Source organism: Micromonospora fiedleri, assembly GCF_016774385.1.
Lineage (GTDB): Bacteria > Actinomycetota > Actinomycetes > Mycobacteriales > Micromonosporaceae > Micromonospora > Micromonospora gifhornensis.
Genome location: NZ_JAETXL010000004.1, coordinates 394915 through 407836, shown reverse-complemented (window position 1 = coordinate 407836; position 12922 = coordinate 394915). Strand labels below are relative to the sequence as shown.

General features: G+C 70.0%; 11 protein-coding genes and 1 pseudogene. 7 read left to right on the top strand and 5 right to left on the bottom strand.

Annotated elements, in window-relative coordinates:
- Window positions 1–3: 3 nt before the first annotated feature.
- Both JMF97_RS12870 and JMF97_RS12865 read right to left on the bottom strand, forming a co-directional pair.
- On the bottom strand, window positions 4–669 hold the full coding sequence (locus JMF97_RS12870) for a response regulator (protein WP_203221780.1): 666 nt from the start codon (window positions 667–669) through the stop codon (window positions 4–6).
- Entirely contained in the window at window positions 666–1856 is a 1191-nt protein-coding gene (locus tag JMF97_RS12865) for a sensor histidine kinase (protein WP_203221779.1), read from the bottom strand. Before JMF97_RS12865 ends, JMF97_RS12870 begins: the two co-directional genes overlap by 4 nt.
- A gap of 177 nt (window positions 1857–2033) precedes the next feature.
- On the opposite strand from JMF97_RS12865, the gene JMF97_RS12860 reads away from it, so the two are divergent.
- A complete protein-coding gene (locus tag JMF97_RS12860; RefSeq protein WP_203221778.1) occupies window positions 2034–2486 on the top strand; it encodes a hypothetical protein in 453 nt (150 codons plus the stop codon).
- Window positions 2487–2551: 65 nt separating this feature from the next.
- Here the strand turns inward: JMF97_RS12860 and JMF97_RS12855 are convergent, their stop codons facing one another.
- Together JMF97_RS12855 and JMF97_RS12850 are read right to left on the bottom strand one after the other, a co-directional pair.
- The gene (locus tag JMF97_RS12855) at window positions 2552–3805 is read right to left on the bottom strand and encodes a hypothetical protein (RefSeq protein WP_203221777.1); all 1254 of its coding nucleotides are present in this window, start codon (window positions 3803–3805) and stop codon (window positions 2552–2554) included.
- A 99-nt stretch (window positions 3806–3904) separates the two neighbouring features.
- Window positions 3905–4476, bottom strand: a pseudogene (locus tag JMF97_RS12850) (formylglycine-generating enzyme family protein); the annotation flags it as partial.
- Between the two features lie 174 nt (window positions 4477–4650).
- On the opposite strand from JMF97_RS12850, the gene JMF97_RS12845 reads away from it, so the two are divergent.
- On the top strand, window positions 4651–5430 hold the full coding sequence (locus JMF97_RS12845) for an SGNH/GDSL hydrolase family protein (RefSeq protein WP_043722454.1): 780 nt from the start codon (window positions 4651–4653) through the stop codon (window positions 5428–5430).
- 70 nt (window positions 5431–5500) lie between these two features.
- Here the strand turns inward: JMF97_RS12845 and JMF97_RS32000 are convergent, their stop codons facing one another.
- On the bottom strand, window positions 5501–6718 hold the full coding sequence (locus tag JMF97_RS32000) for an LPXTG cell wall anchor domain-containing protein (protein WP_203221776.1): 1218 nt from the start codon (window positions 6716–6718) through the stop codon (window positions 5501–5503).
- A gap of 122 nt (window positions 6719–6840) precedes the next feature.
- Here JMF97_RS32000 and JMF97_RS12835 point away from each other — a divergent pair, with 122 nt between their 5' ends.
- From JMF97_RS12835 to JMF97_RS12815, 5 genes are all read left to right on the top strand, one after another.
- Window positions 6841–7731 (top strand): sulfurtransferase, encoded by an 891-nt coding sequence (locus JMF97_RS12835; RefSeq protein WP_203221775.1) that lies wholly within the window; start codon window positions 6841–6843, stop codon window positions 7729–7731.
- A 226-nt stretch (window positions 7732–7957) separates the two neighbouring features.
- Window positions 7958–8584 carry a TetR/AcrR family transcriptional regulator gene (locus JMF97_RS12830; RefSeq protein WP_013730740.1) on the top strand — a complete coding sequence of 209 codons (627 nt, stop codon included), beginning with the start codon at window positions 7958–7960 and terminating at the stop codon, window positions 8582–8584.
- Between the two features lie 166 nt (window positions 8585–8750).
- Window positions 8751–10088, top strand: coding sequence for an acetyl-CoA carboxylase biotin carboxylase subunit (locus JMF97_RS12825; protein WP_203221774.1), 1338 nt, complete (start codon window positions 8751–8753; stop codon window positions 10086–10088).
- A 155-nt stretch (window positions 10089–10243) separates the two neighbouring features.
- Window positions 10244–11152 carry a hydroxymethylglutaryl-CoA lyase gene (locus tag JMF97_RS12820; protein ID WP_203221981.1) on the top strand — a complete coding sequence of 303 codons (909 nt, stop codon included), beginning with the start codon at window positions 10244–10246 and terminating at the stop codon, window positions 11150–11152.
- 197 nt (window positions 11153–11349) lie between these two features.
- The gene (locus JMF97_RS12815; protein ID WP_203221773.1) at window positions 11350–12882 is read left to right on the top strand and encodes an acyl-CoA carboxylase subunit beta; all 1533 of its coding nucleotides are present in this window, start codon (window positions 11350–11352) and stop codon (window positions 12880–12882) included.
- Window positions 12883–12922 lie beyond the last annotated feature (40 nt).

The window sequence follows — 12922 nt, the reverse complement described above, 5'->3', positions numbered from 1 at the left end:
GGCTCAGCTGTCGTCGGGTGGCTCGCTCAACCCGGCGCGGTGCGCGATCACCGCCAGCGCCGTACGGTCCCGGGCGTTCAGCTTGGCCAGCAGTCGACTCACATAGGTGCGCGCGGTCGCGGGGCTGATGAACAACGCCCGGCCGATCTCGTCGTTCGTCTCACCCAACCCGACCCGGGCCAGCACGGCCCGCTCCCGCTCGGTCAGGACGGCCAGCCGGGGATCGGGCCGGGCCGGGCGGGGCGCGGCGGCGAGCCGTTCCATCACCCGACGGGTGACCGTGGGTGACAACAGGTTCCCGCCCGCCGCAGTGGTCAGCACCGCCCGGCGCAGCTCGTCCGAGGGGGTGTCCTTCAGCAGGTAACCGGCGGCACCGAGGCTCACCGCCTCGATGATGTCCTCGTCGTCGTCGAACGTGGTGAGGATCAGCACCCGGGTCGCGGCCAGCCCGGCGTCGGCCCGGATCGCGGCGGTCGCGGCCAGGCCGTCCAGCACCGGCATCCGGATGTCCATGAGTACGACATCCGGCCGGTACTGCCGGGCCAGCCGGAGCCCGGACCGGCCGTCGGCGGCCTCCCCGACCACGTCGATCTGCGGATCGGCCGACAGCAGGGTACGGATGCCGGCCCGGACGAGATCCTGGTCGTCGACGATCAGCACGCTGGTCATGCCGACCCGACCAGCGGAAGTTCGGCGTGGACGGCGAAACCGCCCGGCACCGGGTCGGCGGTGAGTCGACCGCCCAGGCTCTCGGCCCGTTCCCGCATCCCGGCGATGCCGTGCCCGATACCCGGCCGTCCGGTGCCTGGCTGTCCGGTGCCTGCCTTCGGTGCTTCGAGTTCCGCGTCGGCGCCACTGTCGATGACCGACAGGGTCAGGCGGTGCTCGTCCTGGCGTACCCGGATGTCGACCCGGCTGCCGGCGGAGTGTCGTACGACGTTGGTGATCGCCTCCTGCACGATCCGGAACGCGGCGGCCTCGACCGGACCGGGCACGTCCGGGTCGAGGTCGACCCGGACGTCGACGTCGAAGCCGGCCGCGCCGGCCGCCTGGGTGACCGCGTCGAGGTTGGCCAGCGAGACGACCGTGCGGCGCTCGTCGTCGGGCGAGCGCAGCAGCGTCACCGTGCGCCGCAGGTCGACCATGCTGCGGCCGGCCGCCGACCGGATCAACTCCAGCGCCGAGCGAGCGGCATCCTCGTCGCGGCCCAACGCCTCTCGGGCGACGTCGGCGTGCAGGGCGATCACCGACACGGTGTGCCCGAGGGAGTCGTGCAGGTCCCGGGCGACGGCCATCCGTTCGTGCTGGATGCGGGTCTGCGCCTCCTGCTGGTAACGCGCAGCGGTCAGTTCGGCGATCCGCCGCGCGTCCGCCTGCGCCGCCCGACGGGACCGCACACTGTCGCCGAGAGCGATCGCCGCCCCCATCAACAGGACGTGCCCGGCCAACTCGTAGCCGACCACGAAGGCGAAATCCTGCCCCTCGGCGAGGCGGAAGACCACCGAAACCACGGTGACCACCACGGCGGCGCTGACGGCGGCGACCAGCCGCCCGTACTCGGCGGCGGAGAAGAGGGCGGCGGCGACCGGCACGGCCAACCCGATCGCCGGGTAGCCGACGGCGTAGTAGGCGAACAGGCCCAGCACCGTCACGGCGAGCACCAGCACCGGGTAGCGGCGACGGGCCAGCATCAGCGCCCCGAGACCGACGGCCCACAGGTACGCGACCCGCTCCGGCCCGTGCCGGCCACCCTCGTTGGCGCTGATCACGATCGAGACGATGACTGTGACACCCACCCCGAGCAGCACGTCGACGGCCCAGGGGCGGAACGCCTGCTCCCTCGTACGACCGGCCACGAACTCAGCGTACGGCGCTGGGCAGGCGCGTCGGGGTCGTCAGAAGGCGACCCGAACAGTCGCCCACCGACGTACCGGTCCTGCCCCCGACCCCGCAACTCTTGAAAGGAAGGGCACCTTGTTAACGCCTCGTGTAGAGGAAGGGCCCCCTATTAACAACGCGAGGGAGTTGCCGCCATGAGCACCGCACAGCCTGTTCCGCAGCGTCGGACGGCACTCGGACTTCCGTGGCCCGCCCTGCTCGGGCTCGCGCTGCTCGGGCTGCCTCGGGTGGTGTTGCACGATCTGGGGTTGGTGCACGAGGGCACCTTCGTCAACCTGCTGCTGGTGGTCGTACCGCCGATGGTCTGGATCGTGACCGCGGTGCTGCGGCGGGTGCCCAACCCCTTCCTCACCCTGCTCGTCCTCGGCCTGATCTACGGCGTGCTGCTGGCGCTGACCCACCAGGTGCTCTGGGACGTTGCGTTCGACGTGCCGCCGACTCTCGGTGGCAATCTCGGCGATCTCGCCCCCGGCGCCCAGGCAGTTGTCATCCGGGTTTTCGCCGCCATCAGCAGCGTCTTCACCGGTGTCCTGGTCGGCGCGGTGAGCGGTCTGATCGCCTGGCCCCTGGCCCGCCGTCGGCAGTAGGCCCTGAAGCGCTGTCACCCGGTGGTCCCTGTTCGGAGCCACCGGGTGACCGCATGGTGGTGCTGCTACGCGTGCGGCAGGCGGGCGCGGCGTCGGGCCAGGAACAGCAGGAGGCCGCCACCCGCCAGCATGGCGAGACCGGCGCTGGTGATCAGCCCGGCCGGTGGACCGGTGACCGGCAGACCACCCCCACCTCCGCCGTCGTCCTTGGGGAACGCGGCGACCACGACGGCGAAACCGTCCTGGTTGTCGCTGACATCCACGTCGGCTGCCGGTACGGCCTTCGCGTTCGCCGGCAGTCGGGTCCGCTTGGCGGCGGAGCGGGCTTCCGCCTGCTCGGTCAATCCCTCGACCTGGACCATGCCACCCTTCAACGTGACAGGTGCCTCGGTGTCGGCCGGCACATCTATCACCATGCCCAACTCGACAGCGGAGTAGAGATCCTCATTGTGGTTCTCCTCCTCCACCGGTACGAGCGCAAGGCTGTCGTAGGTGCAGACCGCCGTCCGTCCGTCACTGTCGATCACACATGCTTCCTCCGGCTGATTGAACGTCACGCCCTCGGGCAGGCGGATCGTGACCTTGAGCCCGCTGACCGCCTTTCGGCCGTGGTTGGCGACCAGGTATCCCAACCCGCCCGCCTCCCCGGGGTTCAACGGTCCATGAGGTTCGAGCGGGCCCGGGTCGACGGGCACCGACTGATCCACGTCCCACGCCTTCACCGACAGGTCGGCTTCGGAGTTGTCGACCACGTTGAGCGTGAACCGCTTACTGGTCAGGACGGGGCTGCGGTCATCCCAGGACATGCCGGCCGAGACACCGAACTCGCCTTCGAAAGGCTCCTTCGTATTCGTGCTGACGGTAATGAGGAGGGGAATATCGACGGTCCCGCCGGGGGCCGGAATGAGGTGAGGGTGTTCAACAGAATTGATGTCACATCCCCAGGCTCCCCAGTCGCCGTCGCACCCGCCGGCGCCGCCGCGCTCTGGCCACTCCACGGTGGCCCTGAACCCTCCCACCGGGAAGAACCACTCTGGTCCGAAGTTGCCGACGGAGAAGGAGATCGCCTCCGGGGCCTCGTCGGTCAGGTTGGTCAACCTCAGGTAGATCGGTTTTTTCAACGACCCCAGCGCAATCGTCGTGCTGGACAGTTCGAAGGCGAATTTCGCCTCCGGCTCGACCGCCGAGGCGGGAGCGGCGGGGACGGCCAGACCGGTGAGCAGGAGAAGCGTGGCGGCCGCTGTTCGCGACAGCCACCGACGATTACCTGAGGCCACAGCGGAATCCTTCGAATGAGCGGACAGTGTGGCTGGAGACACTATTCGTGCCCGGGTCGCAGTGCTATCCGTCGATCATGCAGAGCGCGCGACGCGAAAACCGACATCGTCGACGGTGAACGTCGGATGGCTGCGACGGCGTACCGAGGCGCGGCAACTCCACTGCTCGTCGAACCAGCCGCCGCCACGCAGCACCCGGTAGCTGCCGTAGACCTCGGCGTCGTAGACGTCCCAGCACCAGTTCCACACGTTGCCCAACTGTCGTACAGGCCCCAGGTGTTGGGCTGCTTGCCACCGACCTCGTGGATCCGGTCGGCGGAGTTGCCGCGATACCAGGCGATTTCGTCGAGCGGCCCGTATCGGGGGCCGGTCGTGCCGGCACGGCAGGCGTACTCCCACTCGGCCTCGGTCGGCAGCCGGTACCCGTCGGCGTCGACGTTCCAGTCGACCCGGTCGCCGTCGAGCCAGTACGCCGCTGTCAGGCCGTCCCGCTGGGACAGGGTGTTGCAGAAGCGGATCGCATCCCACCAGGAGACGCTCTCCACGGGAAGCCGATCGCCGGTCGCCGCGCTGGGGCGCTCGCCGGTGACCTGTGCGTACTGCTCCTGGGTGACCGGGACCGCGGCGATGTCGTACGGCTGGAGTGGCACCGACCAGCGCCGCTGGGTACGCCGGTCCGACAGCGTCACCTGCCCGGCCGAGATGGGGATCATGGCAAGTTCCGCCGTCACGAACAGCGAGAGTACTCGAATCGGTGGGTGATGACCTCTGCCACGATCCGCCCCGAGGGGCAGCCGGGGGTGCCGGTCGGGTGCCAGACTCTCCGACGTTAAGAAGGGGCCCCTCCGGTGTCCGGGGCCCTTCCTTACTCCTCTGGAGGAGCAGTGGTGCGCTGGCGTAGTTACGTCGCGGTCGGGGACAGCTTCACCGAAGGTCTGGACGATCCGTACCCGGACGGCAGCTTCCGGGGCTGGGCCGATCTGGTCGCCACCCGGCTCGCCGCCGAGGCCGGCCCCGATTTCCAGTACGCCAACCTCGCCATCCGGGGACGTACGTTTCCGAACGTGGTGGCCGAGCAGGTGCCCATGGCGTTGGCGATGAAGCCCGACCTGATCAGCTTCGCCGCCGGTGGCAACGACGTGCTGCGTCGTACCTTCGACCCGGATGCCCTGGCCGCGCGCTTCGACCAGGTGGTGGGCCGGCTGCGCGCGGACGGGGCCGACGTGGTGCTGTTCCGGTTCGCCGACGTGACGCCCCGGCTGCCCGGCCAGCGGCTCATCGGGCCCCGGCTCGCCGTGGTCAACCGTGCGGTCGGCGAGACCGCCGAGCGGCACGGCGCGATTCTGGTCGACCTGTACGCCGACGACACCTACCTGAACTCGACGCTGTGGAGCACCGACCGGTTGCACCTGTCTGCGGCCGGTCACCGCCGGGTCGCCGGCCAGGTGCTCGCCGCCCTCGGCGTCGGCTGCGACGAACAGTGGCTGCTCGTGCCGCCGCACCCCGAACCGACGCCCTGGTTGTCCGCCCGCGCGGCCGACCTGCGCTGGGCCGGACAGCACCTGGCCCCCTGGATCAAGCGCCGGATCACCGGCCGCTCGTCCGGCGACACCCTGACCGCCAAACGCCCCCTGCTCGGCCCACTCCCACCACAACCGCCTCGCTGACCAGGAAGCCGCCGGCACGACGACTTCCTGGCTCGACGACTTCCTGGTCAGGCGGGTGACGCCACGGCCGCTAGGCGTGCGGCAGGCGGTGCCGACGTCGGGCGAGCAGCAGCATCAGGCCGCCACCCGCGAGCAGGACGACACCGATTCCGGCGATCAGCGTGGTCGGCGACCCGGTGATCGGCAGCTCACCCCCGCCACCGTTGCCGCCGTCGTCGTCCCCGCCGCTGCGGGGTGCGGCGACCACGACGGAGAAGCCGTCCTGGTTGTCGCTGGCATCCACGTCCGCCGCCGGTACGGCGACGGCGTTCGCCGGCAGCTTGGTGCGCACCAGGTCGGACTTGGCAACGACCTCCTCAGTCAGGCCCTCGACCTGCACGGTCCCGCCCTGCAACGTCACGGGCGCCAAGGTGTCGGCCAGCACGGTCACCAGGTTGTGCACCTCGACGGCGGAGTGGACGTCGTCCCTGGGGTCGGTGTCCTCAGCGGCCGGTACGAGTGCGAGCGTGTCGTAGGTGCAGACCGCCGAGCGTCCGTCGGCGTCGATCGCGCACTCCTCGGGCGGCGCGGTGAAGGTGACGCCCTCGGGCAGGCCCACGGTGACCTTGACTCCGCTGACCGCCTTCCGACCCTGGTTGACGATCTGGTAGCGCACAGCGGCCGTCTCGCCCGGGTTCAGCGGCCCGGTCGCTTCGAGCTTGCCGTCCGCGTCCACCTGCACCGACTGCTTCACGTCCGGGGCGAGCACCGACAGATCAGCCTCGGCCTCGTCGACGATCGTCAGCGGGAAGGTCTTCTCGACCTCGGGTGACCGCCCGTCCGCCCAGTACGCGTGCACGGTGACCACGAAGCTGCCCTCGTACGGCTCGTCCTGCACGCGGACGCGGATGTCGAGCGGGATCTCCGTCGTCTCGCCGGGGCCCGGTATCAACTCCTGGTGCGCAGGGGCGGCGATGTGGCAGTAGAACTGTTCGGGCTCACCGTCGCACTCACCGGTGTCGACGCGCGGGTCGGGCCACTGGACGGCGGCCTTCTCCCAGGAGTCCGGATCGGTGGGGCGGACGCTGAACTGCCACGCGGTCGGGGTCTCGTCAGTCGTCAGGTTGGTGAATCTCAGATGGATTCTCTTCGTTTCGACTCCCAGCGGAGCCGTCGTGCTGGTCAGATCGAAGGCGAACTTCGGCTCCGGGTCGACCGCAGCGGCGGGACCAGCGGGGAGAGCCGTACCGGCAAGGACGAGCAACGTGGCGGCCACCGTACGTGACAGCCAGCGACGACCAACAGCCACAGCGAAACCTTCCGAGGGAACGGCCAGTGTTTGTTGTCGACGATATTCGTGGTGGCCTCGTCGCGCTGTCCCGTCAGCGGAGCGTGCCACCCGGCAGCCCGCGACTGGGTACCTTGGGGATCATGCCTGTGCCGAGTGATCCCGATCCCCGACTCCAGTCCTACGCCGACCCGCAGCGGCTGGTCACCACCGAGTGGCTGGCCGAGCACCTGCACGACGAGGGCCTGGTCGTCGTCGAATCCGACGAGGACGTGCTGCTCTACGACACCGGGCACATTCCCGGTGCGGTGAAGGTCGACTGGCACCTGGAGTTGAACGACCAGGTGACCCGCGACTATCTGGACGCCGAACGGTTCGCCGAACTCTGCGCCGCCAAGGGCATCGGCCGGGACGACACGGTCGTCTTCTACGGCGACAACTTCAACTGGTGGGCGGCGTACGCCCTCTGGGTCTTCACGCTTTTCGGTCACGCGGACGTGCGTCTGCTCGACGGCGGGCGGCAGAAGTGGATCGCCGAGGGCCGGGAGTTGACCCGCGACAGGCCCAACCGGCCGCGGGCGCAGTACCCGGTGCCGCAGCGCGACGACGCGCCGGTGCGGGCGTTCCGCGAGGAGGTGGCGGCGCACGTCGCGGCGGGCCGTCCGCTGGTCGACGTGCGTTCGCCGGGTGAGTACACCGGCGACATGCTGCACATGCCGGACTACCCGCAGGAGGGTGCGCTGCGCGGTGGGCACATCCCGGGTGCGGTGAGCAAGCCGTGGAAGTCCGCCGCCAACGACGACGGCACCTTCAAGTCGGCCGAGGAACTGCGCGCCATCTACGCCGACCAGCTCGGGCTGAGCCCCGACGACGACGTGATCGCGTACTGCCGGATCGGGGAGCGGTCCAGCCACACCTGGTTCGTGCTGCGCCACCTGCTCGGCTACCCGCAGGTCCGCAACTACGACGGCTCCTGGACCGAATGGGGCAACCTGGTCCGGGCTCCCGTCGTGAAGGGCCCGAACCCGACCTGATCCGTCGAGTCGATCATGGAGTTGCCGGACGCAGGCAACTCCATGATCGATCGGCCGGTCGGCTGTCCGGCAGCGCCAGCCCGTGGGTGGATTTGTCCTCTGGGCTGGTGCGGCGTGCCGCCCTGGGCGGGTTTTCGACAGCGCTGCCGGGTGGGCGTTCCCGGCAGGCGGACTGGCGGGTAACCGAGCGTGCCCCCCGTCATCGGCCTGGGTCTACGCTTGCCCGGTGACGGTGGAGCAGCGGGCCCGCGGCGCGAACAGCGGGGCCACGGGGACGGGGCGGCGCCGGTCCCGCAAGGACGAGATCCTGGAGATCGCGGTGGGGCTGTTCGCCTCGCGCGGCTACCACGGTGTGTCGATGGACGACATCGGCGCGGCGGCCGGGGTGACCGGCCCGGCGCTCTACCACCACTTCGCCGGCAAGGAAGCGATGCTTGTTGCCGCGCTGGTGCCGGTGAGCGAAGGGCTGCTCGACGGCGGTCGTCAGCGCGCCGCCGCCCACCCGGGCGATCCCCGCGCCGTGCTGGAGTCGTTGATCGATTTTCACGTCGACTTCGCACTGGCCAATCCCGCCGTCATCGCGTTGCACCTGCACGAGCTGGACCGGCTGCCCGAGGAGCCCCGACGGCGCATCCGGCGTCTTCAGCGGCTCTACGTGGAGGAGTGGGTCACCGTGCTGACCGCACTGCACGCCGGGCTGCCCGACGGCGAGGCGCGGGTGCTGGCCCACGCCGCGTTCGGCCTGATGAACTCCACCCCGTTCCTCGGTGGCGAGGTCGACCGCCGCCGCCGGGCCGAGTTGCTGCGCGCCGCCACCCTCGCCGCACTTCTCGCCCCCACCGACCCCGCCTGAGCCTCCCGCGCCCGACCGGCTTCACCTGAGCTCGACACGCTGGTCCACCTGCGCCGACGCGCCGCTTCGGCAGTGCTGTCGCGGGCGATGAGTGACGCGCTTCCTTGCTCCACGGCGGTACGCCTGCCTAGCATGCTGTCCCACCATCTGGACGCTCGGAGGACTCATGATCGAGTCGTTGCTGGTCGCCAACCGGGGCGAGATCGCCCGTCGGATCATCCGTACCGCGCGGCGGCTCGGCGTACGCGCGATCGCGGTGCACTCGGAGGCGGACGCCGACCTGCCGTTCGTGCACGAGGCCGACGAGGCGGTCTGCGTGGGTCCGGCCAACCCGGCACAGAGTTACCGCAACACCGAGGCGATCCTCGCCGCCGCCGCGTCGACCGGTGCACAGGCCATCCACCCCGGTTACGGCTTCCTGTCGGAGAACGCCGACTTCGCCCGTACCGTCGAGGCCAGCGGCCTGATCTGGGTCGGACCGGGCGCGGACGCGATCAGCGCGATGGGCGACAAGATCAATGCGCGGAACCTGATGGCCGCCGCCGGTGTCCCGGTGGCGCCCGGCACCACCGAGCCGGCTGCCGACCTGACGGCGGCGCTGGCTGCGGCGGGCGAGATCGGCTACCCGGTCATGGTGAAGGCCGCCGCCGGCGGTGGCGGCATGGGCATGGGCGTGGCCGCCGACGAGGACGCGCTGCGCACCGAGTACGACAAGGTGCGCGCGTTCGCCGAGCGGATGTTCGGCGACGGTTCGGTGTTGATCGAGCGCTACTTCCCCCGGGTACGGCACGTCGAGGTGCAGATCCTCGGCCTGGCCGACGGTCGGGTGGTCGCCCTCGGTGAGCGGGAGTGTTCGGTGCAGCGTCGCAACCAGAAGCTGGTCGAGGAGTCGCCCTCCCCGGCGGTCTCCCCGGAGCTGCGGGAACGCCTGCTCGCGGCGGCGGTACGGGCCGGCGAGGCGGTCGACTACCGCAACGCGGGCACGGTGGAATGCCTGCTGGTCCCGGGCACCGACGAGTTCTTCTTCCTGGAGATGAACACCCGCCTCCAGGTGGAGCACCCGGTCACCGAGCTGGTCTACGGCCTGGATCTGGTCGAGGAGCAACTGCGGGTGGCCGCGGGCCTGGCCCCCACCTTCGATCCGGACGCGCTCAGCCCGCGCGGCCACGCCATCGAGCTGCGGATCAACGCCGAGGACCCGAAGCGGTTCCTGCCCGGCCCCGGAGTGATCAAGACCTGGGTGGAGCCCACCGGCGAGGGCGTACGCGTCGACTCCGGCTACGTCGAAGGCAACACGGTCACCCCCTTCTACGACAGCCTGATGGCCAAACTCGTCGTCTACGCCGAGACCCGCCCCGAAGCGATCGCCCGCGCCCGCACCGCAGTAGCCGACTTCGCTCTAACCGGCCCCAAGAACAACCTCCCCTTCTTCACCGAACTCCTGAACAACCAGGAGTTCACCTCCGGCACCTACGACACCACCCTCATAACCCGCATGCGCTAACCCCGGCCCTGCCCCCGCCCTGCCTTCGTTGATCAAGAAGTTTGCGTCGGGGAGCGGCCCGGATCAGACGCAAACTTCTTGATCAACGGGGGGAAGGTGGGTGGGGTGCCATGCTGAGAGGGAGAGGAGAGGTTGAGGTGGTTGGGATGAGGGAACTGCCGGGGGTCGTGTCCATCCGGGAGGTTGGGCCGCGTGATGGGCTGCAGAACGAGGAGCCGATTCCGACCGAGGCGAAGGTGCGGCTGCTCGACGCGCTGTCCCGCACCGGGGTACGGCGGATCGAGGCGGTGTCGTTCGTGCACCCCAAGGCGATTCCGCAGATGGCCGACGCCGACGAGGTGTGGCAACGGGCCACGAAGGTCGACGGGGTTCGCTACTCGGCGCTGGTGCCGAACACCCGAGGCGCGCAGCGGGCCCTGGCCGCCGGGTTCACCGAGATCGAGGTGGTTGTCTCCGCCAGTGACACGCACAACCGGCGCAACGTCAACCGTTCCACCGCCGAGTCGCTCGACGACATCGCCGAACTGATCGACCTGCTGCACGGTGCCGGCGCGCAGGCCGAGGTGATCATCGCGACCAGCTTCGGCTGCCCGTACGAGGGGGACATCGACCCGGCAAGGGTCGCGGCCATCGTGGACCGGGTGGTCGCCGACGGCGCCGACCGCGTGGCCTTCGGCGACACCACCGGCATGGGTACGCCCCGACGGGTCCGTGACCTGCTCACCGCCGTACGCGGCCGCAACGCGGACATCCCGGTGCTGCTGCACTTCCACAACACCCGCGGCACCGCCCTGGCGAACCTGTTGACCGCGTTGGAGTACGGGGTGACCGAGTTCGACGCCAGCGTCGGCGGCCTCGGCGGCTGCCCGTACGCGCCGGGTGCCAGCGGAAACCTGGCCACCGAGGAGGCGGTGCACATGCTGCACGACATGGGCATCGACACCGGCATCGACCTCGACGCCCTGATCGACGCCGCCAAACTCGCCGAAGACCTCACCGCCCGCCGCCTCCCCTCCGGCGTCCTCCGCGCCGGCCCCCGCACCGCCCTGACCCCCCTCCCCTGAACCCCCACACCCCTCCCGCACGGCCCCACCCTGCCCGCGATCTTGCAGTTTGTGTCGCCCATATGCGCTCTTTGTGTCGATATGGGGCGACGAAAAGTGCAAGATCGCGGGGATGGGGGGTGGGCGGGGCGTGGTGGGGGTGGGCGTGGGTGGGGTAGATTAACGATCGTTCAGGCTGGGCGTGGTGGGGAGCCGTGGTGACTGTTGACGGTGGGGCGCTGGAGCAGCTCGGTAAGCGCGTACGGGCCGGTGGCGCGGAGAAGTATCACGCGGCGAACGCGGCCAAGGGGAAGCTGTTCGCGCGGGAGCGGGTCGCCCTGCTGGTCGACGAGGGATCGTTCGTCGAGGACGGGCTCTACGCCAACGCGCTCGCCGACGGGCTGCCCGCCGACGGGGTGGTGACCGGAACCGCCACCATCGACGGTCGCCAGGTCTGCCTGATGGCCAACGATTCCACGGTCAAGGCCGGCAGCTGGGGTGCGCGTACCGTCGAGAAGATCATCCGGGTCATCGAGCGGGCGTACGACACCGGTGTGCCGATGGTCTACCTGGTCGACTCGGCCGGCGCGCGGATCACCGACCAGGTCGAGTTGTTCCCGGGTCGACGCGGTGCCGGCAAGATCTTCTGGAATCAGGTACGCGCCTCCGGCTCGATTCCCCAGGTCTGCGCGCTGTTCGGGCCGAGCGCGGCCGGTGGCGCGTACATCCCGGCCTTCTGCGACGTGGTGGCCATGGTGGACGGCAACGCCAGCATGTACCTCGGCTCCGACCGGATGGTCGAGATGGTCACCGGCGAGAAGACCACCCTGGAGGCGATGGGCGGGGCCAAGGTGCACTGTGCCGAGTCGGGCGTCGGGCACTTCCTCTGCAAGACCGAGGCCGAGGCGCTCGACGTGGTCAAGCGCTACCTGTCGTACCTGCCGGCGAACTGGACCCAGCAGCCGCCGACCGCCGAGGCGGTCGAGGCGCCCGTCAAGGCGGACCTGGCCGCGCTGGTGCCGGCCAGCGAGCGGCAGGCCTTCGACATGCGACGGTACGTCAAGGGCCTGCTCGACGACGGCTCGTTCTTCGAGATCCAGGCGCTCTGGGCCAAGGAGCTGACCATCGGGTTCGGCCGGCTGAACGGCGAGGTCGTCGGCGTGGTCGGCAACAACTCGATGTTCAAGGGCGGGGTGCTCTTCGTCGACTCGGCCGACAAGGCGAGCCGGTTCGTGCAGCTCTGCGACGCCTTCAACGTGCCGCTGCTGTTCCTGTCCGACGTGCCCGGCTTCATGGTCGGCAGCGCGGTGGAGAAGCAGGGCATCATCCGGCACGGCGCCAAGATGATCACCGCGATCTCCGAGGCGACCGTACCGAAGATCTGCGTGGTGGTCCGCAAGGCGTACGGCGCGGGCCTCTACGCCATGGCCGGCCCCGGCTTCGAGCCGGACGCGACAATCGCGCTGCCCACCGCGAAGATCGCGGTGATGGGCGCGGAGGCCGCGGTCAACGCGGTGTACGCGAACAAGATCGCCGCGATCGAGGACGAGGCCGAGCGGGCCGCCTTCGTCGCCGCCAAGCGCGCCGAGTACGAGCAGGACATCGACATCGTCCGGCTGGCCAGCGAACTCGTCATCGACACGATCGTCGAGCCGCACGAACTGCGCGCCGAACTGATCCGCCGCTTCACCGCCGCCCGGAGCAAGGACCGGCACTTCTCCCGTCGTCGGCACGGCGTCACCCCCGTCTGAACCGGCGTCACCGCACGCACCAGCCAGCACCGGCACCGTC